Here is a 26,551-nt window from a genome sequence, read left to right as displayed (position 1 = left end):
GTCGCCGAGCCGCCGCGCCGCCGCGCGTTCGGGTCAGCGGCGACGACGAGTCGCCGCCGAGCCCCGCGAGCTACGCCGCCGCGTGCCGGCGCACGTGGCTCTGGGCCAGCAGCTTCGGCCCCTGCGCGGTGTACTCGAGCAGCCGCATCTGCACGCCGCCGCTCGGATCAGCGTCGATGACCAGCCCGGTCGGCCGCGAGATCAGCGGCGGGCACGGCCCCTTCGCCGGATCGAGGCCCGGGTTGCTGCGGCACTGGCGGAGGAAGGTCTCCCACTCGTCCACCGACGCGTCGCCAGCGGGCAGACGCATGAGGTAGATCCAGGTCCCCGTGTTCACGAAGGTCAGCCCCGGCTCGCTGCGGAAGCGGGCCGCGTGGGTGTGCCCGAGCACCACCGCGTCGGCCCCGAATTTGGTCGCCAGCCGCTGCGCCTCGGTCCACTCGGCCGGGTCCGGCTCGAGCGAGAAGTAGCTGTCACCTGTCCCTCCGGCCAGGTGACGCTGCGCCGCCGCGTACGCCCGCAGGCCCTGGCGCGCCAGCTTCACCTGCGCCGCGCCGAGGAAGTCGCCGACCGGCCCGAAGCTGACCGCCGCGTCGGGGTCGACCGTCGCCTCGATCGCGGCCCGCTCGTCCGGCGTCAGCCCGGCGGCGTCGAGCGCCCCGGCCAGCCCCAGCTCCTCCTCGGCCTCGGCCGGCGCGAACGACAGCGGGTCGTCCATGCGGCGAAACAGCTGCCACAGCAGCCGCAGCGTCGAGCCCTGAAACACCAGGCTCAGCGCGTTCGGGTCGACCGCCAGCATCGTCAGCACGCCGCCCTGGAAGTCGGGCTTGAGCAGGTCCGCGAAGCGCATGCCGAAGCGGCGCTTGAGCGGGTTCAGCAGCGTCTTGACCAGGCGCGAGCCGGGCGGGTACTTGAAGTGCCCGCTGCCGTCGGCGGAGAGATCCTTGTACTCCACGAAGTTCCACGGGTCGTTGTGCTCGCCGTGCGCCAGCAAGATCTTCACGCCGTTGATGTCGAGCAGACCGGGCGCCGCGCCGCGGGTGAACACCAGCTTCGCGGCGACCTCGGGCGGCTGCCCGAGCGCCGCGCGGAAGGTCTCCTGCACCGCCGTCAACGCCAGCTCCGCGTCGTGATTGCCGAGCCGGATCTCCACCGAGCCGCCAGCCGCCAGCACCGAGCCGAGAGCCCGCAGCGCCGCGCCACCGTCCGCGCTGTTGGCGATCGCCTGGGCCTGCTCGACCGCACGCTCCGGCACCAGCTCGAGCGGGTCCTCGTTCATCAGGAAGTCGAAGGAGTCGCCGTTTAGCACGACGTGGGCCCGCTGCGCCGCCGCCTCTGCCAGCGTCGCGGGCAACAGCCCCGCGCCGGAGTAGATGTCGTAGCCAGCACCATTGCCCAGATGAATGTCGCTCAGAACCAGGGTGTGCATCGTGAACCTCGCAGCGTCGGCCAGCCCATGCATTCGGCCCGCGACGCGGACGGGCCGACAACGGCGCCAGGATATCGCGACCCCACGCCGACCGCGACCCGTCGACCGCGCGCGATCCCGACATACAACGGTCGCCTGCGATTCGCCCTGATCTCGAGCTTGTCGCCCTCGATCGCCGGGGCGTATGCTCGACGCGCGCGTGTCGATGCCCAGCCGAGTGGACCCGACGTCCAGCCCCGCGCCGGTGGCAGCGGACGGTGATCGACGCGACCCCCCGGTCACCACGCCGAGCCACAGCCCAGGCCGCGATCGGGCCCCCGATCCAGACCCCGATCGCCGCGACGAAGCCAGGCGCGGCCCCGACGACCACCTCTCGGACGCGGCCCTCCGCGACCGCGCGCTCCCGCCGGCGCTCTACGTCAGCACCGCCCTGCTCACCAGCGGAGCGCTCGGCGTCCTTTCGGCCAGCGGCGGCGCGGCCCCGGGCCTGCGCGTCGGCCTCGCCTACCTCGCCGCCGCGATCGTCCTCGCCGCCGCGATCGTGCTGCAGCGTCGCGGGCACGGCCTGCTCGCCGCCCGCCTCGCGCTGCTCGCCTGGATCGGCGGCACCATCAGCTTCGGCCTCGGCACTGACACCGTCGCCGCGCTCGCCGTGGTGCCCGCCGCGCTCGCCGTGGCGATCAGCCTCACCGCCATCGTTGACGGCCGCAACGTGCTCCGCTGGACCCTCGCCTGCGTCGTCGTCTGCGCCGGCCTCGGGCTCGCCCGCGTCGGCGGCGACCCAACCCTCCCGACCATCGCCCTGTCGCTCGCCCCCGCCGCGCTGCTGCTCGCGCTCGGCCTGGCCGCCCGCGCCGGCGTGCGCGGGCGCGACCTGGCCCGCAGCGCCGCCCGCAGCAGCCAGCGCGCGCTCGAGGAGCGGCGGGTCCTCCTGCAACAGAGCAGCGTCGAGCTGGCCCGCCGCGACGTCGCCGCCGTCGCCGCCCAGACCGCCGTCGACGCGGCCGAGCAGGCCAGCCGCGCCAAGTCGACCTTCCTCGCGCACATGAGCCACGAGCTGCGCACCCCGCTGAACGCGATCCTCGGCTACATCGAGCTCGTGCGCGACGAGGCCGGCGAGCGCGGCATGGCCCAGATCGTCGCCGATGCCGAGCGCATGGACTCCGCCGGTCGCCACCTCTTGCAGCTCATCGGCAACATCCTCGACCTCTCCAAGATCGAGGCCGGGCAGATGCGCCTCGAGCCGGTCCGCTTCGACCTCGCCGCCACCCTCGGCGACCTCGTCGAGACCATGCGCCCGGCGATCGCCCGCGGCGCCAACATCCTGGTCGTCGAGATCCTCCTCGGCAGCGACCCCACGGTGGTCGGCGACCCCGTGTGCACGCGCCAGATCATCTTCAACCTGCTCGCCAACGCCGCCAAGTTCACCGAGCACGGCCAGATCGGCCTCGCCGTCCAGCGCGACGATGGCTGGCTCGAGCTGCGCGTCAGCGACACCGGGATCGGCATGAACCAGGAGCAGATCGTCCGCGTGTTCGAGCCCTTCGAGCAGGCCGAGGCCGCCACCGCGCGCCGCTACGGCGGCACCGGCCTCGGCCTCACGATCACCCTCGGCCTGGTCAAGCTCATGGGCGGCGAACTCACCGTCGACAGCGCCCCGGGCGTCGGCTCCGTCTTCCTCCTCCGCATCCCCGCCGACATCACCAGACCACCGCCCCCCCGCGCGCAGCCGCCGGGGCCGCTCATGAGCAACAACAGCGCCCGCTTCAGCACCCTGCGCGCCAACAAGAGCTAGCCGCCCTCGCCACGGGCACGCACCTTCGTCGGGCGCGTGGCGAAGCCGACGTACTGCCTCGCGCCACGGGCACGCAGCTGCGCCGGGGAACACCGTCCCGGCCCCCGCTGGTACACTCCCCGGCCGATGCTCCGCCGACCGCTCGTCCTCGCCGCGGCGCTGGCCGCCTGCGCCGCGGCCCCGCCCGCCACGACCCGCGGGGCCCCCGGAGCCCCCGGAGCCAGCGAGCCCGCCCGCGCGACCGTCGACGCCCCGCGCCGCCTCGTCACCTACGCGCTCGAGATCCCCGCGCCCACCGAGCAGTGGGTCCACGTCACAATGACCGTCGCCCGCGCGAAGGGCCTGCGCAGCCAGGTCGCCATGCCGGCGTGGACCCCCGGCTCCTATCTCGTCCGCGACCACGCCCGCCACGTCGACGGCCTGCGCGCCGAGGATCTGCAAGGCCGCCCGCTGCCCGTCAAGCAGATCGACAAGCAGACCTGGCGGGTCGACCACGGCCTGCGCGGCTTTCGGATCCGCTACCGCGTCTTCGCCGACGAGCCCGGCGTGCGCACCAGCCACGTCGACGACCGCCACGCCACGCTCAACGGCGCCTCGATCTTCCTCTACCTGGTCGGCGAGACGGCCCGGCCCGCGCGCGTCGAGCTCACGCTCCCCGCCGGCTGGCAGGCGCACAGCGCCCTCGATCCGGCGCCCGCTCCCGCCGGCAACGCCAGCTTCGTCGCGCCCGACTACCACGCCCTGGTCGACGCCCCCTTCATCCTCGGCACCCCCGAGCTGCGCAGCTTCACCGTCGCCTCCACCCGCGTCGAGCTGGTCTTCGCCGCGCCGGCCGGCAGCAACGCCGACACCGCCCGCATCGCCGCCGACCTGCAGAAGATCGTCCGCGCCTTCGCCGAGCTGATGGGCGGCCTGCCCCTGCCCCGCTACGTCTTCATGCTCGTCGCCGACGACACCGGCGACGGCGGCCTCGAGCACGCCAGCAGCACCCTCATGCGCGTGCCTCGCGACATCTTCTCCGACCCCACCGGCTACCGCCGCGTCAGCAACCTCGCCGCCCACGAGTTCTTCCACCTGTGGAACGCCAAGCGCCTGCGCGACGCCGACCTCACCCCCTACGACTACCGCGGCGAGGACTACACCCGCCTGCTGTGGTTCTCCGAGGGCTTCACCGAGACCATGGAGCAGCAGGCCCTGCTGCGCGCCGGCCTGCTCGCCCCCGACGCCTACCTCAAGGACCTCGCGACCGGCTGGAGCGCCTACCTCCGCAAGCCCGGCCGCAACCACAGCCCGCTGGTGGAGCTCAGCCACGACGCGTGGATCAAGGCCTACAAGCCCAGCCCCAGCCACGGCAACACCGTCATCAGCTACTACGAAAAGGGCCACTACCTCGGCCTCTGCCTCGACCTCGAGCTGCGCCTGCGATCCGCCAGCCACGGCCTCCAGGGCTCGCTCCCGGGCCTGTTTCGCCGCCTCATGGCCAGCCACGGGGCGCGCGGCAAGGGCATCACCCAGGCCGACATCGTCGCGGCCGCCAGCGCCGAGGCCGGCGAGGCGATGGACGCCTTCTTCGCCCGCCACGTCGACGCCACCGCCGAGCTCCCGCTGCCCGAGCTGCTCGCCCGCATCGGCGTGCGCGTCACCAGCGAGGCCGGCCCGCGCCCCTACACCGGCCTGGTCCTCGACCCCGAGCGCAGCGTGAAGAACCTCGAGCCCGGCAGCCCCGCCGCCGCCGCCGGCCTCATGCTCGGCGACGAGGTGGTCGCGGTCGCGGGCCTGCGCGTCCACACCGGCGACGAGGCCCAGCTCCGCCTCGGCGATCACCCGCCCGGCGAGCGCGTCGAGCTGGCCGTGTTCCGCGGCGGCCGCCTCGAGCTGCGCAGCCTCGTCCTCGCCGTCGACCCGCACCGCAGCTTCCACTTCGAGCTCGCCCCGGACGCCGCCCTCAGCCCGCAGACCCTCGGCCTGCGCCGCGCCTGGCTCGCCACACCCACGCCCTGAGAGCCCGCGGAGCGGCCACCCACGCAGGCCACAGCGGCGCCCTGAGAGCCCGCGGAGCGCCACCTACGGCCCCACCTGTTCGTGCTAGCGTCCCGCCGCGATGGCAACGCCCTCCACCCAGGCGCGCGGGCTCGGCACCGGCGGCATCTCGATCGGCTTCGCCAAGCTCTTCTTCCTGTTCGCCGGCTACGCCGTCTCGATCTACCTCACCCAGCTGGTCTCGCCCGCCACCTACGGCGACTACAACGTCCTCAGCCAGTTCATCACCGTGCCCAACATGGTGCTGATCCAGACCCTCCTGTTCGCCGTCAGCCGCCCGATGTCCGCCGAGTACGGCGTCGGCTGTCCCAACTACGACGCCCTGCGTCGCCGCGGCTTCCGCGTCGCCGCAGGTTTCGGTGGCCTGGTCGCCGCTGTCCTCTTCCTCGGCGCCGACCTCATCGCCGGCCGCTTCATGCAGGACCCCGCGCTCGCCGATCCCCTGCGCATCGTCGCACCGATCCCGCTGATCTACGCCGTCTACGCCGTCAACGTCGGCACCGTCAACGCCACCCGCCGCTTCCAGCTGCAGGCCAGCCTCGACATCTTCATGGCCGCCACCAAGGCCGGCCTCATCATCGCCGCCGCCGCGCTCGGCCTCGGTCTCACCTTCATCCTCGGCGGCTTCACCCTCGCCTCCTTGCTCGCCTTCGGCCTCTCGATCGTGTTCGTCACCCTCGCCCGCCCCGCGGGTGCGGGCGCCGGCGCCGGCCCGCTGCCGCCGATGGCCAGCTTCGCGATCGTGCTCGCCCTCTTCACCGCCGGGGTCAACGTCCTCCAGGGCTTCGACCTGTTCCTCCTCAAGCGCCACGCCATCACCGCCGCCCAGGACGACGCCCTCGGCTTCTACTCGAGCGCCCAGCTGATCGCCCGCGTCCCCTACAGCCTGATGAACGCCGTCAGCCTGGTCATGTTCCCGCTGATCGCGACCCTCCACGCCGGCCGCGACCACGCCGAGATCAGCCGCTACGTCGGCGCCACCGCCCGCGTCTGCGTGCTCCTGCTCGCCTTCATGAGCAGCGTCGGCGCCAGCGCGGCGCCCGAGGTCCAGCGCCTGCTGTTCCCCGCCGCCTACGCCTCCGCCGCCGACGAGCTGCGCCTGCTCGTATGGGGCATGTCCGGCTACTCCCTCACCATCACCGCCGCCTGGATCTTCAACTCCGTGCAGCGTACGCGGGTCGCCGTCGCCCTGATCGCCGTCCCGCTGATCACCGTCGCCGGCCTCGGCCTCGCGCTCGTCCCCGGCCGCTTCACCGCCGGGGCCGCGATCGCGGTCGCCTCCGCCGGCGCCCTCGCCGGCCTCGTCAGCCTCCTCGCCCTCACCCGCAGCTTCGCCGCCCGCGTCCCCCTGCTGTTCTTCCTCAAGGTCGCCGCCGCCGCGGTCTGCGTCGAGCTCGCCGCCCGCGCCTGGATGCCCGCCGGCAAGCTCATGATCCTCGTCAAGCTCGCCGCCCTCGCGCTGGTCTTCATCGCCGTCGTCGTCGCCACGAAGGCCCTCAACCTCGTCGAGGTCCGCGCCCTCCGCAAGCGCCCCGCCGGGGAGGCACAACCCGGCGCCAACGCGCCGTGATCGCCGTCATGCCCGCCCCCTGGTTCATCGTCTCCAAGCCGCTGCGCCCGCCCTTCCGCGACGGCTCCACCGTGCTCATCCGCGACCTCATCACCCACACCCCGAGCGATCGCCCGCTCGTCTACCTCGGCGACCCCGCGCACCCGCTGCGCCCCGGCGACCGTGTCCTCGACCACGCGCCGATGGGCTACAGCCCCGGCCTGCTCGCCAAGCTGCGCGTGCTCGCGGCGATGCTCCACCCGGCGCGCCGCGAGCTCCCCGTCCACCTCTGCTTCACCCCGAACCCGGTCACCTCGCGCGCCGTCGCCTCGCTGCGCCGCCTCCAGCCGCGCCGCTTACTCGTGCAGAGCCTCATGTCGGCCCACGGCTGCGAGGCCTGGACCGCCCTGCTGCGCCCGCTCGACGCGATCGTCGTGCTCTCCGATCACACCGCGCGCCGCCTCGTCGCCGCCGGCGTCCCCGAAACCAAGATCCACCGCATCTACCCCGCCGTCGCCACCGTCCCCGTCGACCCGCCCGCCCAGGTCGCCGCGCGCCGCTCGCTGCTCTACGCCGGCGACCTCGACCTCGACGTCGCCGGGCGCCTCATCGCCGTCGGCCGCGCCCTCGCCGAGCCCGCCCTGTCTGCCTGGACCCTCACGATCGCCTGCCGTCCCAAGGCCGACGGCGATCGCGAGGCCCGCGCGCACATCGAGCGCGAGCTCGAGGGCCCGCTCGCCCGCGGCCGCGTCGCCCTCCGCGGCGAGGTCCCCGACATGGACGCCCTCCTGCGCGGCGCATCGCTGCAGCTCTACGCCGCCGACCACGTGCGCCGCAAGGTCGACCTCCCGCTGGTCCTGCTCGAGGGCATCGCCCGCGGCGTGCCCGTCCTCGCCGTCGACGCCGACCCCGTGCGCGAGCTCTTCCGCGTCGGCGCGCACCACCAGCTCCACCCCGGCCAGGCCGCGCCCGCCGAGCCCGAAGCCTTCGCGCGAGCCGCCCTCGCGCTATGCCGCGCCGACGCGGCGCTGCGCTGCGCCTCGGCCGACGCGGCCACCCTCGCCACCCGCGAATTCTCGCTGGGCCCGATGGTGCGGTGTTACGGTGCGCTCCACGACGCCCTGGAGGCGCGCGATGCCCGAGCCAGCCAAGTCCACCGATAGCCGCGACGACGACGAATCGAAGCGCATCACCCTCGAGATCGAAGGCAGCCACCCGTGGTTTGGCGATTTTGTGACGCAGATTTCAAGTACGTCGATCCATTCTCGACATGCGAAACTGAGAGTCTTGGTATCTTTCGTGTTTATCGGGCTCAGGCCAGCCTCCGGGCCCGCGGCCGCGGGACGCCGCGCACGGGCACCAGCCGCTTCACGATCTCACAGCCCACCAGGCTGCCCGCGGCGACGCCGAGGGCGAGCGCGAACTGCCCTGGCGTGAGCGCCCCGAACCCGAAGATCGATCGCAGCGCCGGGATCGCCATGAGCCCTCCGAGCAGCCCTATCGTCCCGCCCGCGATCCATCCCAGCGCCGCATTGCGCGTCCTCAGCATCGCCCACGCCGTCCGCGTGCGCGAGCGATTGGCGGCGATGAGCGCCAGCGAGGCGAGCACCAGCGACACAAACGCCAGCGCGCGCGCCGTATCGGGATCCTCCGCGCCGAGGCGGCTCGCCGCCGTGACCAGGCCCGTGACGAGCACCCCCTGCAGCAGACCGACCCACAGCGTATCGGCGTCGAACAACCTCGCGGTGAGCGGCCGCGGCGGGCGGGTCATCGTGTCAGCGTCCTCCTGCTCGACCTCGAAGACGATCGAGCAGGTCGGGTCGATGACGAGCTGAAGGAACAGGATGTGGACCGGCTGGAGCACCAGCGGCCAGCCGAACAGCACCGGCATGATCGACAGCCCCACGATCGGGACGTGGACCGCGAGGGTGAACCCGATCGCCTTCTTGAGATTGTCGAAGATCCGGCGGCCGAGGCGGATCGCGTGGACGATCGACGTGAAGTCGTCATCGAGCAGCACCAGGCTCGCCGACTCGCGGGCGACGTCGGTGCCGCGACCGCCCATAGCGATGCCGATATGCGCCGCCTTGAGCGCCGGCGCGTCGTTGACCCCATCGCCGGTCATCGCGGTGATCTCACCATTGGCCTTGAGCGCCTCCACCAGCCGTAGCTTGTGGTCCGGGTTGACGCGGCAAAACACATTCACGGTCCGCAACCGGGCGCCGAGCGCCTCGGGCGACAGCGCCTCGAGGTCCAGGCCCGTCATATGACCCGCCGACGTGTCGAGCCCGATCTGGCGCGCGATGGCCATGGCGGTCGCCGGATGGTCGCCGGTGATCATCAGCGTGCGCACGCCCGCGGCGTGGCTCTCGGCGAGCGCCCCGGGCACCGCCGGACGCACCGGGTCGGCGAGCCCGAGCAGGCCGAGATACTCGAACTCAAAGGCGTGCTGGTGATCGGGCAGCGGCGCCACAAGGGCCACCGCCCTCGCCACGCCGAGGACCCGCAAGCCCCCCTCGGCGAGCGCGATGACCCGGGCCGCGATCGCCTCGGCCTGCTCGGCCGGCAGATGACACAGCTCGACGATCGCCTCCGGCGCGCCCTTGGCCGCGATCACGTAGCTGCGCGCATCGGCCGAGCGCCAGACCCGGGACATCGCCAGCAGTTCCGGCGAGAGCGGATACTCGTCGACCAGCTCCCATTCGGGATGCACGTGTTCGGTGCTGGCGAGCAAGCGTTGTAAGGTCTCGCGGATCGCCCTCTCCATCGGGTCGAAGGGCTCGCGGTGGCTCGCCAATGCGGCGAATTCGACGAGCGCATGAAAGGCCTCCGGAAGCGCGGCGCCAGGCTGGCCGCGCAGGTCGGTGGATTCGCCGTCGACCGCCAGGACCGCCAGCGCCATCCGATTTTCGGTCAAGGTGCCGGTCTTGTCGACACACAGCACCGTCGCCGCCCCCAGGGTCTCGATCGCGGGCACGCGGCGCGTCAGCACCTTCTGCTGCGCGAGCCGCCAGGCTCCGAGGCCGAGGAAGATCACGAGCATCACTGGCAGCTCCTCCGGCAGGATCGCCATCGCCAGCGTCAACCCGGCCAGCAGCCCGTGCAGCCAGTCGCCTTCATGGGTCAGCGCATAGGCCACGGCGACGAAGGCCGCACACGCCAGGCCGACCATTGCCAGACGACGCACCACCTTCGAGGTCTCCTTCTGAATCCGCGTCGGCTCTTCGACGACCCTGGCCAGCGCCGCGCCGATCCGCCCCAGCGCCGTCGAGGCGCCGGTCCCGAGCACCCGCGCCAGCCCGGCGCCACCGACCATCAGCGTCCCGGAGAACAGGTGGGACGACCCGTCGCCTCCGGCCGCGCCCATCACGCTCGGCACGGGCGTACCGGCGGCGACGGGCTGCTTGCCGACCGGCACCGACTCGCCTGTCAGCAGCGACTCGTCGACCGCCACGTTGCTGCCCGTCAGGAGCACCGCGTCGGCCGCCACGCGGTCGCCCTCGGCGATGACCAGCAGATCGCCCGGCACCACGTCATGTCCGGCGATTCGCGTGCGGACACCGTCGCGGACCACCAGCGCGCGCGGGCTCGACAGGTCGCGGAGGGCCTCGAGCGCCCGCTCGGTGCGACGCTGCTGGAACAGGGTGATGACGATCACCACCACGACAAAACCCACCAGCATCAGCGCGTCACGGATGTCACCGAGGACGATATACAAACCACCACAGGCGAGCAGCAGCAGGAACATCGGCTCGCGCACCACGTCGAGCAGGATGGCCCAGGTCGATCGCGGTCCCGCCGTCGGCAAGGCGTTGGGGCCGTCCCGGACGAGCCTCGCGGCGGCTTCGCTGGTCGTCAGTCCGTCCATGGTCGGGACCCTACTCCCGTGGACGAGAAGCGACACGGCATTTTATTCGCCGCATGACCAAGAGTCTTCTCGGCGAGCCCCCAGGTTCGCCGACGCGGCGCTGCGCTCCGCCTCCGCCGCCGCCGCCACCCTCGCGGCCCGCGAATTCTCGCTGGGCCCGATGGTGCGGTGTTACGGTGCGCTCCACGACGCCCTGGAGGCCCGCGATGCCCGAGCCCGCCAAGTCCACCGATAGCGACGACGACGCCCCGACCGGGCCCTCTTAGCCCGGCAGCGGCGGCGGCGGCACGAAGCCCTGCACGATATAGACGTGGTCCGGCTGGTTCTCCCATTGCAGGAAGATGTAATCGCCGGTCTCCGGCTCGAAGTACGAGCCCCACGGCTTGACGAAGCTGGTGAAGAAGCCCTTGCGCGTGGCCGGGATCGGGTCACCCGCGGCATCGACGGCGAACGACGATACCGCCTGCGGAACCGAGTCCCACTCGGTCATGATGATCCGCTGCTCCGGGAACAGCGGCGAGCCGATCGGGATGTACGCAAACCCGCCGGGGCCGTTCGGGATATCGACGGTCTTGCTCAGCTTGGTGATCGCATAGGCGGGGTCCGTGAATTCGATCGTCGCGCGGTACCACCCGCTGGTACCGTTGTGATTGATGTTGAAGCCCGCGATCCGCAGCTGCCCGGCCTCCGGATAACCAGGCGGCACAAAGTTGATCCCGCCGGGGCTGTGGATCGCCTCCATTCCCAGCCCGGCGAGGTCGATCGTGCTCGCCAGCGCCACCTGGCCAGGGACGTACTGCGAGAGCTCCGCCGTCGGATAGTGCGACACGAAGACGATGCCCTTGGGCCCGTTCACCATCAGGTCGAGGTACGGCGCCATCAACACCGGCTGCGCCTCGCCCTTGAACCCGATGATGTGCCCGCACGGCCCCCGCTCGAGCACGATGCTATGCAGCTGCGCCTCCGGCACCTCCGAGGGCCCGATCACGTAGGCCAGGAGCGGGTCGTCCGGCGCGATCACCAGCCCCCCCAGCCGCGGCAGCACCCCCCCGCCTTGCTTCGGCACGGCCCCGAGATCGTAGGCCTGATAGTACGGCTTGTACTCGTCGGCGAGCACCGCCTCCGGTCCGACCGGCATCGGCAGGATGTCCAGGCACGAACCCCCGGTCGTCGCGTCCCCCGTGCTCGCCGGCTCGCCCGTGCTGCCCGTGCTGCCCGCGCTGCCCGTCAACGCCTCGCCGGTGCTCGTGTCACCCGTCGCCGCCACGCCGGTCTCGCCCGTCGGCGCCGTGGTGGGTGTGCCGGTCTCACCGGGGCCGCCTCCGCTCGTGCCCCCGACACTCGCGCCAGTCGTCGCGGTCCCGGACGGACTCGTCGTGTCGCCTCGTGCACCGTCGTCGCCGCAGCCGCCCGCCGAGCTGCCAGCCAGCACCATCACGATCGCTGTCCTGCGCGCCTTCTTCAGCATCCCCGACCCTATCACGAGCGCCGGCCCGGAAATTCGCCCGCCCCGCTGCCGCGGTGTTATGGTGCGCGCCACGACGCCCTGGAGGCGCGCGATGCCCGAGACCGCCAAGTCCACCGATAACCGCGCCTACTACGACGCCTTCGCCGATCGCTACGATCGCGACCGCGACCACGGCTATCACAAGCTGATCGACGACCAGGCCGCCGCGATCGTCCGCCGCTATTGCACCGACCAGGACGTCCTCGAGGTCGGCTGCGGCACCGGCCTCGTCCTCAAGCGGGTCGCCCCGCACGCCCGCAGCGCCCGCGGCGTCGACCTCTCGCCCGGCATGCTCGCGCGGGCCCGCGAGCGCGGCCTCGACGTGCAGGAGGGCAGCGCCACTGCCCTGCCCTTCGCCGACGCCAGCTTCGACCTCAGCTATTCGTTCAAGGTCCTGGCCCACATCCCCGACTGGGACGCCTGCATGCGCGAGATGGTCCGCGTCACGCGGCCCGGCGGCCACCTCATCTTCGACATCTACAATCGTCACTCCCTGCGCTACCTGATCAAGCGCCTCTGGGGCCCGCAGAGCACCTCGCAGGCCTTCCACGAGGACGCGATCAGCACCCGCTTCTGGAGCCCCGCCGAGGCCGCCGCGCAGCTCCCGGAGCACACCCGCATCGTCGACCGCTTCGGCATCCGCGTCACCACCCTGCACCCGATCGTCGCCCGCCTCCCCGTCGTCGGCGCCCTCCACAACCGCCTCGAGTGGGCCCTGATGGACACCCCCCTCGCCGCCCTCGCCGGCTTCTACGTGCTGGTGCTGGAGCGCCTGTGAGGGTCCTGGTCCTCAGCTCGACCTTCCCACAATACCCCGACGACCCCCGCGGCCGCTTCATCCTCCGCCACTGGGAGGCCCGCGCCGCCGCCGGCGACACCGTCCGCTTCCTCGTCCCCGACACCGCGTGGGTCGCAGGCGCGCTCGCCAGCCCCTGCGAGGTCGTCCGCTTCCGCTACGCCCCGCACGGCCTCTCCTCGCTCACCGGCCACTTCGGTATCCTCGAGAACATCCGCGACCGCCCGTGGCGCGCCCTGCTGGTCCCGCCCTTCCTCACCGCGCTGCGCGGCGCCCTCGACGGCGAACTGCACCGATACAAGCCCGACCTCGTCGCCGCGCATATGTTCGCACCCTGCGGCCTGCTCGCCGCGCCGCAGGCCCGCGCCGCAGGCCTGCCCTGCGAGCTCCACGGCCACGGCACCGACATCGACCTGGTCCTCGCCCTGCCCGGCCCGCTGCGCCAGCGAGCCCTGCGCTCGCTGCTCGCCGCCGACCGCCTGCACTTCCCGTCGCGCGACAAGCTCGCCCGCTTCACCGCCGCCCTCGGCCTCGCCACCCCGCCCTCGCACTGTCACGTCGACACCATGGTCGCCACCGTCCCCGACGACGCGCCACCCGCGACTGCGCCGAACGATCACCGCGAGGTCCTGTTCGTCGGCCGACTGATCAAACAGAAGGGCGTCGCCGACCTGATCGAAGCCGCCGCCCTCATGCCCCACCCGCCGCGCCTCGACATCGCCGGCGACGGCCCCGAGCGCCCGCGCCTGCAAGCCCTGGCCGCCGCCCGCAAGCTCGACGCCCGCTTCCACGGCTTCGTCGCCGGCCGCGAACGCGACGCCCTCTACCGCCGCGCCGCCCTCCTCTGCGTCCCCTCCCGCGAGGTCGGCGGCCTCTCCGAGGGCGCCCCCCTCGTCATCGCCGAGGCCCACCGCTTCGGCCTCCCCGTCGTCGCCACCGCCGTCGGCGGCATCCCCGAGCTCATGCACGACCTCTACCCCGGCGCCCCCCTGGTCCGCCCCGGCGCCCCCGAGGCGCTCGCCCGGGCCCTCACCCAGGTGCTCACGACCGCCGCTGCGCCGGGCGCCTGAACCTTGGTCCTGCTGCGCGCCCGACTTCCGCGGCCACTCTCGGCGCCCAAGCAAACGGTGCGTCTCACCATATTGACGCACGCGTCGTCGTCGACAACGACGGAGGGCATCTGGCGGGAATGGTGACCGACCGCGACATCTGCATGGCGGCATATACGCAGGGGAGGTCCCTGCTTTCGCTCAACGATCTGGCGCGTGACGCCATGGCCCGCAAGAAGAACGGCGCGGAGCACGACGTCGTCCAGACCCTCGCGGCCATCTGCGAGCCGCGGTCGCTGGTCGCGCGCCCGGCCTCCACACCGAGCCGCCGGTCCGCGAAGGTCCAGGTCACGGCCTGAGATCACCGCTGCGGTGGCGCAGGTCATCAGCATTGATTGCACGGATGCGTGTCGTTCCGGCGTGAAATATGCGCACAACCGTGGCACCTGGGCCAATGACTCGGCGGACGATTCGTGCGAGCTTGGATAAACGGAGGAGTCCCATGTGCACAAGTCCTGAAGTCGTCGCTGTCCTCGTCCACGCCGCCACGGGGAACGAACTGGTGGCGGTCCAGCTGCGCGACGGACAGACCTTCCGTGACGGCGTATGCGAAGTCTTTTCTGCCTGCGGCGCCGAATATGTGATCTTTCACGCCCACAATCGCATCCACGTCAACGACATCACGCACTGCAGGCCGTTGCCTGCCTCTGTCGAGGCGGTGCCCTGAGCGTCGCGCACCCAGGCTTCCAGCGTCGTGATTCCGCTCTACGCTGCCTCGGGGGCGATCGCCGGGGTGATGGGGCTGCTCGTCCAGCTCCTCGGTGGCGGGCTGGGCCTCGGCGATACGACGTGGCAAGGTGGCGTCGCCTATTGGGCGCAGCGCCGCGCCGTCCGGGACAGCGACTTCCAATCCACCAGAATTGCCTCGGGCACCGCGCCGCGGTGCCCGAGCAGGAACAGCAGGATGGGGCGCGGCCGGGACCGCCTCCCCTCGCTCACGGGATCGTCGAGGTGATGGCCAGCGGGTCGATGGCGACCAGCGCGGGGGTGGACACCGAGCAGTTCCCGCTTGCGACCTTGCCGGTGGCCAGCACCTGCTCGCCGAGCATCATCGCCGAAGAATGGTCGATGTCGTTGTTGTACTTGAAGCTCTTGCCGGAGAGGCCGGTGAGCAGCGGGTGGGTCTCGCTGGCGAAGCTCACGTCGTAGGCGCTGTCGCCCCAATTGTCGATACCAAGGCCGCAGGCGTTGGTGCCGTTGTTGGAGAAGCGCATGTAGGTGAGGGTCTCCATCAGCGGGAGCGTCGGGGTCGACGACTGGGTGATGTCGTCGCCCTGGAGGATGAGGCCGCCACCGCCGCCACGGAAGTCGAGCAGGGTGTTGAAGGTGGTCGGCAGCGAGGAGATGTTGCCCATCGGCCAGCCCGGGTTGGAGAACCACACCACGTCGAAGCCGGCGACATCCTCGGGCCGCACGATGCGCGTGGGCTCGGTGATGGTGACATTCGCGGCGCCGTAGAGACCCTTGAGGTCGGCGCCGATCGCCGCGACGTCGGCGTTGTCCTCGTCATGGTTGTTATAGTCGTGGATCAGGAGGATCTTCGGCGTGCCGCCGGCCGGGTTGACGAAGTCGACCGCGTTCTTGGTCAGGGTCTTCGCGTCCGCGCTGGCGAGGGTCTTGCCGTTCGGCCCGTGGAGGGTCAACACCATGACGACGGTGTTGCCGGTGATCGGGCACTCGACGCCAGCGTGGATCGGGACGCGGAGGTCGTCGTGCGAGGGCGCCGGGTCGCCCTGGGCGGCCAGCAGATCCTCGATATGCACGAGCTCGCCGTCCTCGTCGTAGGCCAGGTCGTAGACGGTGACCTCCATCTCGTAGTCGCCGACAGCGCCGGTCTGGAGGACGATGCACTGGGTGACCGTGCCGTCCGTGTTGACGGTGGTGCTGGTGACGGCGGGGCCGCGGGCGACCTTGGTGCCGCCGGTCTGCTTCCACGCGAACTCGAGCGGATCGCCGTCGAGGTCCGTGGCGGTCGCACACACCTCGATGCCGTTGCAGGTGGATACGAACTTCGAGGGCTCGAAGGTGAGATCCTCGAGGGTGGGCGGGTGATTGAGGCTCGTGACCACGTCGAGGCCGCCGCGACCCGGTCCGAGGCACTGGCTGATCAGCGTGATCTCGGTGGTCAGGCCATCGACGACCTCGACGTTGCGCGCGTGCGCGGCGTAGCAGCTGTCGGAGGGCTCGTCCGAGGCGGCCTTCAGCGGCTCCGAGAGGACATCGTAGCAACCGACGGGCAGCAGGAAGTAGTGGTCGCCGAAGATGTGCTCGGATTCGGGATCGAAGGGCTTGCCCTCAAAGGCAGGGATGCCGTTGGGCAGGTAGAGCGCGTCGCGGCCGATCGTCGTGGTTTCGCTGACGCCGCCCGGGACCGGCTGTCCGCTGTCGCAGTCGACCTCGGTCACGGTATAGCGAAAACCGCCGACGTCGTCGTTGTAGGGAATATCGGAGTGGACGACGAGACCCTGACGGAGCTCGGTGTCGCCCGGCGGTTCAGTGCAGGCGGTGATGAGGCCGAGGGCGGCGAGGGAGAGGCTCGGGATGATGTGTTTGCGGGTCATGACGAAGGATCCTTGCTTGAGGTTACTCGCGGCACGTGGCAACCCACTCGGATCGCCGGGCCGCGTTCACATCAAATGTACAAAGGTACCTTGTGTCTCGAATCGTCGATTGGTAAGTGAAAAATGGGCTGCGTGCGCCGCAATACCTTCGCATACACCGTTCCGCCGCTCCAGATCGGGACCGCCATCATTGATCCCAATGATGGCGAGTCACAGAATTGTTGATGCCTCCGGTGGCGTCGCTCCCGCCCGCCCCTCGCCACGGTGAAGGTGATCGGCAGACTGCCGGCACGCAGATTCATCGTCACAAGTGTCCGGGCTCGCCAGGCGCCGGACTCAGCGCAGGGCCCGCGTCCAGCAGCCCGCCTCGGGCTGCCCGGCGCCGTCGACCGCCAGCTCGAACAATGGCGCCCCCGCGAGCGTCACGGTCCACTGCCCCGGGCTCAGCACCGGCAGCGGGCAGCGCCCGGGCACCATGGCGAAACAATCGTCGCACATCGGCTGACGCTCGGGATCGAGGCGCAGGCCGAGCTCGAGGCGCCCCGGGCCGGCCACGTCGGGCGCGCACAGCAGACCGTCGTTGCAGCCGCAATCGTTGTCGACCACCAGGCGGTGGCCGCCCGCGCCAGCCGCCTCGACGCAGACTCGGTCGGCCCACAGCGACGCGCCCGCTGGCGGCGCCGCGAGCTGGCCCCGATCGGCAGCAAGGACGACCCGTGGCGCGCCAGCATCCGCGGTCACGCTGGGCGGAAGCGGGCCGATCGCTGGCGCCTGCTGCTCATCACGCCGCGAATGCTGGCACCCCGCCAACACCACGAAAAGCCAGCACCAGGGCCGCGCGCGCATGCCCACACCCGCTACGCGCAGCACGCCGTCCAGCAGCACGAGCCGTCGTCCTGCCCGCAGTTCTTCCCGCCGTTGGTCCACGCGCAGTCGCAGTTGTCCATCTCCTGCTGCGAGCAGCTCGCCCCGCCCTGGCACGCCGCGATGTCGCCCAGCGCCCCGCGATCGATGCCCGACACCGCCACCAGCGCCGCGGGGCACGCGACCTCCTGATAATGCAGGTTCGGGTTGTCCGCGGCCTCGTACCAGCCCACATACCACTCGCAGCCCTTGGCCAGCGGCGCCAGCACCGGGTCGTCGAACACCGCGGCGCAGCGGCCGAGCACGCACTCCTTCTGCTTCGCGTGGTCGCCCGGGTGCTGCTCCTGGCACTTGGTCATGAACCCGCCGTAGGTCGCCCCGAGCTCCGCCTTGTCGACCCCCCACTGATACGAGCACGCATCGAACAACCCGACCCCGCCGCCCGGGGTCAAGATATCGAACTGGCCCCCGCCGACGTCGAAGCCGATGTTGGTCGCCTGGACGATCATCGTCTTCCCGCCCAGCGCGACCGACCCCGGATCCTGCGCGTTGTAGTGCCCGGTCCCATCGAACTCCAGCTGGTAGCAGCGGCCACACACGTCGCCCTGGGCCGGCACCGCCGCGAAGCCGTACGCCAGCTTGGCGCTGACCGCCCACGGCGCCTCGTCGTAGCAGGTGAACGCGCTGCCCTCGGCCGGCGACTGGCACGAGCTCATCACGTCATACACAGGTCCCAAACTCTGGTCATTTTTGTTGCAGCTCTGCAGCGGCTCGGTCGCCGGGTTGACGTTGCCCTCCCACCCGCAATGCGCCTTGCAGCAGTCCCAGTAGCGCGTCGCGTAGCCCTGGCAGGCGGTCTCATCGAGCGGCGGCGGATCGTCGCCGGTATCCGTCCCCTGCGTCGTCCCGGGGCTCGTGTCGGTCGCGCCTGGATCGGTCGTCGCTGGATCTGTGGTCGCCGGGCCCGAAGGATCTGAACCCGTCATCCCGGTCGGATCGCCGGAGGTCGGGCCAGAGCTCCCGGCGCTCCCACCCGTCGTCGGCACCTCCCCGCTCGCCGTCGGCCCGCCGCTCGAGCCCGCACCGCCCGTACCGCCCGTACCGCCCGTACCGGTCGTCGCGTCACCCGTGCCCCCGGAGCAGGCCGCGAGGGTCAGGAGCAGCAGGACAGGGACGGCGACGAGTCGACGGTGCACGCCGGCCATCGTCCGCCAAGTCGCCGCCCATGTCACCTGCCCTCGCCTCACAGGACCAGGCCGACGACCCGCATCTCCAGCGACCTTCGCACCACCCGCTCCGCGGCCGCCCGCGCCCGCGTCAGCCACCCCGCAGCGCCCTCGCCGCGACACAGGGCGGAGCTGCTCGCGCGTGCCTCCGCGAGCAAGCCCTCCATCACCGCGATGGCCTGGCGCAGCGGCGCCGTCGCGGGCTCGGGCCACGCGCTGTCGACGTCATCGGCGGCGGCGAGGACCCGCACGGCGCCCGCACAGTCGCCCCGCTCCACCGCCTCCGCGGCGGCCACGAGCTGGCGGTAGCGAGCCTCCGCCCGCTCCTCCCCCGCCAGAACCAGCGAGCCGTGCGGGGTGCCGAGGGTCTCGAACACGTAGCCCGTGGTGATGTCCATCTCCGAGCTGAAGTACCACCGTTGCCCCGCGTCGTGCAGGAAGGTCCAGATATCGTTGATCCGCATATCCTCGCGCCGCCGCAAGAACGAGTCGGTGACCAGCCCATGGCGCAGCTGGTGCGCGCGGCGATCGAGGCTGCGCTTGTCCATCAGCGCCAGCGGCCGCGTCACCTGCTCGAGCCCGATCCACAGATTGACGAGGAACAATCGCGACCGGAGATTGCTGCGATCGGGCGAGTCGTGGTGAAACAGCCACGGGGCCGCGCCGCGGAGCAGCTGCCGCAGCGGCGTGCCGTCGACGTCCTGATCCGCGTGCACCATCACCGCCGCGTCGTGGCCGTTCATGCCGAGCGTGTCGCTGCCCATCGGCATGCCATTGGGCCCGCCGCGGCGCATGAAGAAGCCCTCGCGCGCGACGTGCAGCACCCACAGCCGGGCGCCGCCGGACAGCGGCAAGCGCCGACCCGTCAGGCCGCGGCGGATCTCCGCGGCGTCCGCCTCGTCGACGCGGCCGGCGTCGCGGACCCGTGCGAGCGCCGCCTGCACTCCCCGCAATCGCGACAGATCGGCGCGGGCGAAGCCGTGCTCCCGCAGCTCGGGGCGAAATCCGTCGACCCCCGAGCAATCCATCACCCGGCAGCTTCGCCGATCGTACGACCGCGGATCTGCCAGCGCCTCGGCCGGCAGCGTCCGCGCCCGCAGCTGGCCGCTGCCCGCGTCGTCGACGGACACGTCCTCGATCCGCGTGAACGCGAGCTGCGCCGCGATGGCGGGGGGGCGGTCGGCTGCGACGGACAGGCTGCGTGCTCCTCGTGGGACCGGCCCGATGCTACGTGAATCCGCGGGCGACGGACAGCCCGACGCCGGGGCCGAGGTCCGGGCCCCGATGGCCCGCGATCGTCCGCGCAGTCGCTCGCAGCAGCAGCGACGATAGCGTCGACGACGCGTGATCGACTACGATTGCGACATGGACTCCCCGCCACCGCAGACCCCGCTGGATCCGTTGCTCCGGGCGCTGTCCGGGGGGCTGGCCGCGGTGAAGGCCTATCACCCGTCGCGGCTCCCCGCGCCGCTCGACGAGGAGATCCGCCAGGGCCTGACAGCGCTGCGGCATCTTGAGCCCGCTCAACGCGGGGCCGCGCTGGCGCGAATCGACGGTTATGCCCGAGGCGTGCTGTCCAGCTTCTGCGCCCGCGCGGCGATGATCGGCGCGCGCGAGCGCGACCCGGCCTGGATCCGCGACGCGCTGCTCGCCCTGCTCTACACGACCGATCCCGCCGAACCGGAGGCGCGGCGCGGCTTCTTCATGGATCTGGCGGTCATCCGCCGCGCCGCGGCGCTCACCGGCCTCGATGACCAGGTGCTGCGCGACGCCCTGGGTCTGGCGCCCACGCCCGAGGTGGCGGAGCTGATCGCCCTGTTCCTCCAGTGGACACCCAGCCAGCGAGCGCCCGAATCCCACGACATGCGCGAGTTGCGGAGCAAACGCGGCGTGGTCTGGGTGCCGAGCAATCGGCCTCCGCCGCGCGACTGGTGACCGCGATTGTCGAGCTCCGGTGAACGGAGCTGCGAAGCTGGCTCGACCCAATCGTAGCTGTCCCTAAGGCCAGGTTCACGCGCGGCGGCGACGCAGGAGGCCGGCGACGCCCAGGACCAGCAGCGCCCCGCCGAGGCCCCCGCGCCCACCATGGCCCTCCTCGGCCGTGCAGCCGCAGCCATCGTCGGTCCCGCTCCCGCCGCTGCCGCTGCTGCCCGAGGACCCGTCGCCGGTGGTCGCGGTGGGCGGAGTCATCGTCGTCGTCGGGGTCCCGCCGGACGACGCGCCGGAGCCGGTGGACACCTCGCTGGTGGTGTCGGCGCTCGTCGTCGAGAGCCCGCTCGTGCCGGTCCCGGTCCCGGTCCCGGTGCCGGTCCCGGTCCGGGTTGAATCGGTGGTGCCCGTCGCGCCGCCGGTCGTGCCCGTATCGGTGCCACTGCTGCTTGCGCTGCTTGTGCTTTCAAAGGGCAGCGGGTCGGGGTCCGAGTCGCTCCCCGGGTCGACGATCACCGAGCAATCGTTGACGCTGCAGCACTCGTCGAAGCTGAGCTGCTCGAGGATGCCCTTGAGGGACATCTCGAGCTGATCCTGATTGTTGGCGTCGTAGTAGTCGAGCAGGTTGCCCGAGCCCCAGTCGGCCATCTTGTTGAGCTGGTTCACGTCGACGGCGTCGCCGAAGCCGATGACGTAGGTGGTGACGCCAGCGCCGTACATCGCCTCGAGCGGCATCTGGACCTGGGCGTCGGTCGAGTTGTACTTGCCGTCGGTGATCAGGATATTGATGAAATCGGTCTGGTCATCGCACGGGTAGACCGCGTCGACCGCCTTGCACTCGGCCTGGTATGCGGCGAGGTTCGCCTGGATCAGGTTGAGGCCGAGGTGAGTGTAGGTGCCGGAGCCAATGCAAGCCTTGGGCACCTGGGCGGCGAAGTCACACTTCGGCATGTGGCTCACGGTCTTCTCGGCGAAGAAGGGCGGGTTGATCGAGCCGTCCTTGAAGGTCCACTTGATCGGTGGCACCGCGTAGGGGTCGACGCAGCCGGGGGCCTCGCAGGAGCTCGCGGGGTCGAGGGCCCAGGCGAAGTTGGGCTTGCGGCAGGGGCCGTATTGCACGATCAGCTTCTCCTCGGCGGGGGCGTTGTGGCCGAACACCGAGATACCGAGGTGGACCCACTCCTCGACCTTGTTGTTGTTGTTGAGGACGATGTCGAAGATCGACATGTCGCCGGCGAGGGCGTCGCGGGCCAGGTCCCAGCCGCCCATGCCAGCCGGGGCGTGCTCGGTGCCCATCTTGTAGTTGAGCATCGACGAGGAGCTGTCCATCAGGACCATCACGCGCGGGAGGCCCGGGGCGCAGGCGGGGGCGACCACGTCCACCTGGACCTTGACGATCACGGCCTTGAGGGCGTCGACGAGGGCCAGCGGGTCCTTGGCACCGATCGCCTTCCCGGTGCCGCCGGCGGTGGCCAGGGTGTCGGCGAACATCTGGCCCTCGGCGTCGCCGATGGCGACGACGTAGGTCGGGACCTCCTGGTTGGTGTACAGGTCGGCGGCCGTGATGGCCGGGTCCTGGTTGGCCGGGCCGAGGGTCATGTTGCCCTGCGGGTTGGTCCACTTGCCGTCGGTGATGACCATGAACGCGGCCCTGCGCTTGCCCATATCGCCCGGATGGTCGGCGACGGTCTGTGCGAGGTACGCCTTGGCGAAGTCCATCGCGCCCTTGGTCCAGGTGCCGATGCCGACCTTGTTGCCGCCTGAGGGCGGGCCGGCGGCCGCGAGGGCCGCGACGATGGCGTCGCCGTTGGTACACTCGATGTAGGGCTTGTCCGGCGCCTTCTCGTCATACCAGCCGACGTCGAGCCTCTGCCCGTCGATCAGGCCCGACTTGTCGGCCGGGATCTTGGTCCCGGCGACGTTCGGGTCGGGATCGTGACCGAAGCGGATCAGGCCCAGGATGAAGTTCTCGGCGATGTACCCGTTGTCGAAGCTCACCGCCTGGGTGATGGCATCGACGACGCCCTGCCAGCGGGTCGTGTTGACGTCGAACTGCTCATTCATCGAGCTCGAGTAGTCGAGGATGATGCCAAACAGCGGCTTCTTGAAGCTGCAGCCGGCCTCCTTCTGGCATGGATTGGGCGCGGCGCCCACCGGAGCAGGCTCGATGCCGCCCACGAAAGCGAGCCCGATGCCCACCAGCAGCCCCGCTTGCACACCGATTCGCCACCATGAAGCCGCCGTGCCGAGACGCCGCATATTCGCGTCATCATAGCGACCCGGGGCCCCTCCCGGGTGGCGAGCGACCGCGAAATATATTCTGGCCCGCCACAGCCGCACGCGCGGTCAGTTCGACGGGATGAAGGACAGGTCCAGGCCGCCCCAGCAGCTGCCGTCGTCGAGCACGCCGGTGCCGTCCCGGGGCGCGGCTACGCGGCGGCGTATGTGAGTTCGCGCGCCATGGCCTACGGGAGCGCGAGACGGCATATCGAGATCGTGGCCTCACCATTCAAGGTATAGGCGAGGTAGTCTTGCCCCTCGCTGGTAAAGTGTGCGAGCCCCACGATCGAGTTGATCATGTCCCTGTGATAGCGCAGGGCCGGCATCGTCGGGGTGGAGATGTCGAGGATCGCCAGCCCCGTGAGGCCGCTGGTGATGAGGAAATCGCCGAGGACGAGCATCTCGGCGTTGCTGCCCGCGACCCCGGGGACGGTCGTGGGCGCCGGGATGTTGTCCAGGTCGGAGACATCGAAGGTCGCCAACTGCGTCGAATTGGACCAGCTGAGATACAGGAGCTCATCGCTGAGCGGCCAGCCGCGGCCCCCCCAGGACGACGGGTCCGGCAGATAGCTGCCTCGCGGCGTGAGCGCCTGCGAGGCCTTGCTGTACTCGAAGCTGCGCAGGCCCGCCGGGGCGGCGAGATCGCCGCCATCACCCAGATAGACGACGTCGGTGTTCGCGTCCCGGCTCCGACAGGTCACAGCATATGGGTAGGTGCCGCCGTCGATGACGTACTCGTCCCGCAAGACGGGGGCCGAGGGATCGCTGATGTCGAACGCGGCCACCCCCACGCTCTGGACCACGACGTAGGCCATGTCTCCGCAGATCTCCAGGTCCAGCGTGCCGGCCGACAGCCCGCCCACGACCACGCCGGCGAGCGGCGCGGCGCGGTCGCTCACGTCGACGGTGCGCAGGCCGTCGCAGCCACCGCCATAGAGGAACGCAATGTCGCCACCCGGCGCGACCTTGACGCCCCCGCCGTAGTAGCAGCCGTCGTTCATGGTGAAGGACAGCTCCCCCACCGTCGGGGTGCTCCGCTCGGGCTGCGAGACATCCACGATCCTGAGCTGGCCGTATTGTTCACCGGCCGCGATGAAGAGGTGGGTGCCGAATGTATCGAGGTAGCGCGTATGAATGTCGGCAGTCAGCGTGGCGATGTCCACACAATCGACGATGCCACAGGCGATCGCCACGGAGTCGACGTCGGCGCCCTCGATGGTGCCGGAGCCATTCGTGACCGTACACGTCTGGCTGGGATCGCTCGGCTGCGTCTTGACGGTGACCGTGTAGCTCAGGCCGGCCTCGAGCATGGTCGTGAAGGTGAACTCGCCGTCGCCGCTCACGATCAGCTGCTCACCGTTGAGCGACAGGACGAGACCGGTGCCGATGAGGCCGGTGACGGTGCCACCCACGGAGTAGGTCTGCGCCTGCGCAGTCGTGGTCGTGGTGGTGGTCGGCTCCAAGGTCGCGTCGGAGCTCGCGTCGGAGCTCGTGCCGGAGCTCGCGTCGGAGCTCGCGCCGGAGCTCGCGTCGGAGCTCGTGTCCACGTGGACATAGGCCGTGCAGCCGAGCAGCAGGGCCTGGCCGACGAGAGGGAGGGACTGGCTGACACGTCGCATGGTTCCCGGTGGGTGCCACGGCGCCGGTCGATCCATCACGCTTTCTTGCGGGCGCGCCTTCGCTCCGGGCCCGAGCTGGCCGGAGCGTGCCACCGGCTGGCCGATCTTCCGCCATGTTCGCGCGGCGGGCCGGGTGGTACAAAGCGGCGGGTCCACGATCCGGGAGCGCAGCGATGGTTCGATATGTCGGTCACGTGATTTCGGGGCTCTTGTTGGCGTCTTGCGCGAGCGGCGGAAAACCCACGCAGCCTGCGGGCGGCCCCGGGGCGGTGATCCAGGGCGTCGGCGAGCGAGCCGGGAAGGTGCTGGCGCAGGACGCCTACGGGGACGGCGCGACGCGGCTGGTGTATCTCGAGCAGGGTTGGCGGCCAGCGGAGACCTTGTGGTATTATCACGCGGATCAGGGCTCGGTGCTGATGCCTTATGAGGTGCTGGTGAACCTCGAGCAGGCGGACAATCCGCGGCCGTTCATCAGCCCGGAGCACCTCACGCGGTTTCGCCTCCTCAACCAGCACCCGACGCCGAACAACCCCGACGGGCTGCCGGTCGGGTTCGCGCGGCACAAGGACCGGGTGGGCCTGACCTGCGCGGCCTGCCATACGACGCAGATCAATTACCGCGGCACGGCGATGCGGATCGACGGGGGGCCGGCGCTCATCGATATGATCGGGCTGTTCGCGGCGATCGAGGCGTCGCTGACGGCGACGCTGGCGGACCAGGCGAAGCTGGCCCGCTTCACGGCGGCGCTGCCCGGGCCGCGGCGCGCGGCGGCGCGGGACACCCTGACCGAGACGCAGGCGTGGTTCGCCAGCTACGCGGCGGCCAACCACGCGCCGACCCGGGAGGGCTTCGGCCGGCTCGACGCGGTCGGTCGAATCATCAATCAGACGATCCGCTTCACCAGCGACGCGAAGAACAGCCTGACGGTCGACGCACCGAACAGCTTCCCGCTGCTGTGGGACGCGCCGCGCCACGACTACGTGCAATGGACCGGATTCGCGGGGAACGCCGGGGCGGGCTCGGTGGGCCGCAACGCGGGTGAGGTGGTGGGGGTGTTCGGGCAGGTCGAGGTGCAACACTACGAGACCGAGGAGGCGGCGAAGCGGGGTTACAAGTCGACGATCGAGGGCAACGCGCTGGTGGCCATGGAAGAGAGCCTGCGCCGCCTGCAGTCGCCGGTGTGGCCGGAGGAGCTGCTGCCGGCGATCGACCGCCCGCTGGCCGCGCGTGGCGAGCCGCTGTACGCGAAGCACTGCGTGCGCTGCCACGCGCTGCTCGACCGCGACGACCCAAATCGCAGCGTGGTGGCGATGGTCACCGACATCGAGAAGGTCGGCACAGACCCGACCAGCGCGCGCAACCTGGCCACCGCGAAGGCCCCCTCGGGGGTGCTCGAGGGCGCCATCTCGCCGACGGGCCAGCGCTACGGGGCGACCGTCAGCGCGGTGGCCCTGCTCGGCGACCTCGTCACCCGCGCCCTGTCGGCCCAGCCGCTCGCGGCGGCCCAGGCGATGGTCAACGCGAAGCTGCACAAGCAAGAGAAGACGCCGAAGCAAGGCGAGCACCGCGAGGACCCGAACGACCCGAGCGTGTCGCTGCTGGCCTACAAGGCGCGCCCACTCAACGGGGCGTGGGCCTCGGCGCCGTATCTCCACAACGGCTCGGTGCCGACGCTCTACGACCTGCTGCTGCCGGCGACGCAGCGGCCGCGGCGCTTCGCGGTCGGGCGCTGGGAGTACGACCCGAAGAAGGTGGGGCGGGTCAGTGACGGCGAGGTGCCGTTCGTGCTCGATACCAGCCTGACCGGCAACTCGAACGCGGGGCATGAGTACGGCACGGGGCTCGCCGATGCCGATCGCTGGGCGCTGCTGGAGTACCTGAAGACGCTGTGACGATACGCGGTGGCCGTGCTCGTGGTGGGCTGGGCCATCGTGGTCGTCGGGGGTCGTCCGCCGCTGGACTTGCCGGCGGAGAGGTGG

19 protein-coding genes are annotated in these 26,551 nt (G+C 71.1%); 10 read left to right on the top strand and 9 right to left on the bottom strand.

Translation table 11 applies throughout. The features are described 5' to 3' along the window. Positions 1-70 precede the first annotated feature (70 nt). A complete protein-coding gene (locus IPJ59_RS25320) occupies positions 71-1,429 on the bottom strand; it encodes a hypothetical protein (RefSeq protein WP_293262979.1) in 1,359 nt (452 codons plus the stop codon). A gap of 205 nt (positions 1,430-1,634) precedes the next feature. Here IPJ59_RS25320 and IPJ59_RS25315 point away from each other — a divergent pair, with 205 nt between their 5' ends. The 4 genes from IPJ59_RS25315 (at position 1,635) to IPJ59_RS25300 (ending at position 7,976) form a co-directional block, all read left to right on the top strand. Then, entirely contained in the window at positions 1,635-3,224 is a 1,590-nt protein-coding gene (locus IPJ59_RS25315; protein ID WP_293273729.1) for a sensor histidine kinase, read from the top strand. A gap of 126 nt (positions 3,225-3,350) precedes the next feature. Then, complete coding sequence (locus IPJ59_RS25310; RefSeq protein WP_293273654.1) at positions 3,351-5,225, top strand: M61 family metallopeptidase; 1,875 nt, start codon at positions 3,351-3,353, stop codon at positions 5,223-5,225. Positions 5,226-5,325: 100 nt separating this feature from the next. Then, entirely contained in the window at positions 5,326-6,834 is a 1,509-nt protein-coding gene (locus IPJ59_RS25305; RefSeq protein WP_293273653.1) for a lipopolysaccharide biosynthesis protein, read from the top strand. Between the two features lie 8 nt (positions 6,835-6,842). Continuing rightward, positions 6,843-7,976, top strand: coding sequence for a glycosyltransferase (locus IPJ59_RS25300; protein WP_293273652.1), 1,134 nt, complete (start codon positions 6,843-6,845; stop codon positions 7,974-7,976). A 149-nt stretch (positions 7,977-8,125) separates the two neighbouring features. On the opposite strand, the gene IPJ59_RS25295 is transcribed toward IPJ59_RS25300, so the two are convergent. Beyond that, positions 8,126-10,681, bottom strand: a complete 2,556-nt coding sequence (locus tag IPJ59_RS25295; protein ID WP_293273651.1) for a cation-translocating P-type ATPase — start codon at positions 10,679-10,681, stop codon at positions 8,126-8,128. Positions 10,682-10,943: 262 nt separating this feature from the next. Further along, the gene (locus IPJ59_RS25290) at positions 10,944-12,149 is read right to left on the bottom strand and encodes a hypothetical protein (RefSeq protein ID WP_293273650.1); all 1,206 of its coding nucleotides are present in this window, start codon (positions 12,147-12,149) and stop codon (positions 10,944-10,946) included. A 91-nt stretch (positions 12,150-12,240) separates the two neighbouring features. Between IPJ59_RS25290 and IPJ59_RS25285 the strand changes: the two genes are divergently transcribed. The 4 genes from IPJ59_RS25285 (at position 12,241) to IPJ59_RS25270 (ending at position 14,760) form a co-directional block, all read left to right on the top strand. Next, entirely contained in the window at positions 12,241-12,966 is a 726-nt protein-coding gene (locus IPJ59_RS25285) for a class I SAM-dependent DNA methyltransferase (protein WP_293262991.1), read from the top strand. Next, on the top strand, positions 12,963-14,054 hold the full coding sequence (locus IPJ59_RS25280; protein ID WP_293273649.1) for a glycosyltransferase: 1,092 nt from the start codon (positions 12,963-12,965) through the stop codon (positions 14,052-14,054). Before IPJ59_RS25285 ends, IPJ59_RS25280 begins: the two co-directional genes overlap by 4 nt. Before the next feature lie 122 nt (positions 14,055-14,176). After that, positions 14,177-14,392 (top strand): hypothetical protein, encoded by a 216-nt coding sequence (locus tag IPJ59_RS25275; RefSeq protein WP_293262995.1) that lies wholly within the window; start codon positions 14,177-14,179, stop codon positions 14,390-14,392. Between the two features lie 143 nt (positions 14,393-14,535). Beyond that, positions 14,536-14,760 carry a hypothetical protein gene (locus tag IPJ59_RS25270; RefSeq protein ID WP_293262997.1) on the top strand — a complete coding sequence of 75 codons (225 nt, stop codon included), beginning with the start codon at positions 14,536-14,538 and terminating at the stop codon, positions 14,758-14,760. A 268-nt stretch (positions 14,761-15,028) separates the two neighbouring features. Here the strand turns inward: IPJ59_RS25270 and IPJ59_RS25265 are convergent, their stop codons facing one another. From IPJ59_RS25265 to IPJ59_RS25250, 4 genes are all read right to left on the bottom strand, one after another. After that, a complete protein-coding gene (locus IPJ59_RS25265; protein WP_293273648.1) occupies positions 15,029-16,654 on the bottom strand; it encodes a hypothetical protein in 1,626 nt (541 codons plus the stop codon). A 336-nt stretch (positions 16,655-16,990) separates the two neighbouring features. Continuing rightward, complete coding sequence (locus IPJ59_RS25260; protein ID WP_293273647.1) at positions 16,991-17,395, bottom strand: hypothetical protein; 405 nt, start codon at positions 17,393-17,395, stop codon at positions 16,991-16,993. Positions 17,396-17,511: 116 nt separating this feature from the next. Then, entirely contained in the window at positions 17,512-18,714 is a 1,203-nt protein-coding gene (locus IPJ59_RS25255; protein WP_293273646.1) for a hypothetical protein, read from the bottom strand. A 47-nt stretch (positions 18,715-18,761) separates the two neighbouring features. After that, positions 18,762-19,874, bottom strand: a complete 1,113-nt coding sequence (locus tag IPJ59_RS25250) for a hypothetical protein (protein WP_293263005.1) — start codon at positions 19,872-19,874, stop codon at positions 18,762-18,764. 214 nt (positions 19,875-20,088) lie between these two features. Between IPJ59_RS25250 and IPJ59_RS25245 the strand changes: the two genes are divergently transcribed. Next, positions 20,089-20,679, top strand: coding sequence for a hypothetical protein (locus tag IPJ59_RS25245; protein ID WP_293273645.1), 591 nt, complete (start codon positions 20,089-20,091; stop codon positions 20,677-20,679). Positions 20,680-20,754: 75 nt separating this feature from the next. Here the strand turns inward: IPJ59_RS25245 and IPJ59_RS25240 are convergent, their stop codons facing one another. Both IPJ59_RS25240 and IPJ59_RS25235 read right to left on the bottom strand, forming a co-directional pair. Then, positions 20,755-22,932, bottom strand: a complete 2,178-nt coding sequence (locus IPJ59_RS25240) for a vWA domain-containing protein (protein WP_293273644.1) — start codon at positions 22,930-22,932, stop codon at positions 20,755-20,757. A gap of 206 nt (positions 22,933-23,138) precedes the next feature. Continuing rightward, on the bottom strand, positions 23,139-24,572 hold the full coding sequence (locus tag IPJ59_RS25235) for an LVIVD repeat-containing protein (RefSeq protein WP_293273643.1): 1,434 nt from the start codon (positions 24,570-24,572) through the stop codon (positions 23,139-23,141). A gap of 269 nt (positions 24,573-24,841) precedes the next feature. Here IPJ59_RS25235 and IPJ59_RS25230 point away from each other — a divergent pair, with 269 nt between their 5' ends. Then, a complete protein-coding gene (locus IPJ59_RS25230; RefSeq protein WP_293273642.1) occupies positions 24,842-26,464 on the top strand; it encodes a c-type cytochrome in 1,623 nt (540 codons plus the stop codon). Positions 26,465-26,551 lie beyond the last annotated feature (87 nt).

The sequence above is a fragment of the Nannocystis sp. genome (genome assembly GCF_016714285.1).
Lineage (GTDB): Bacteria > Myxococcota_A > Polyangia > Nannocystales > Nannocystaceae > Nannocystis.
The sequence above is the reverse complement of the archived record's forward strand: the minus strand, read 5'-3'. Positions and strand labels throughout refer to the sequence as shown.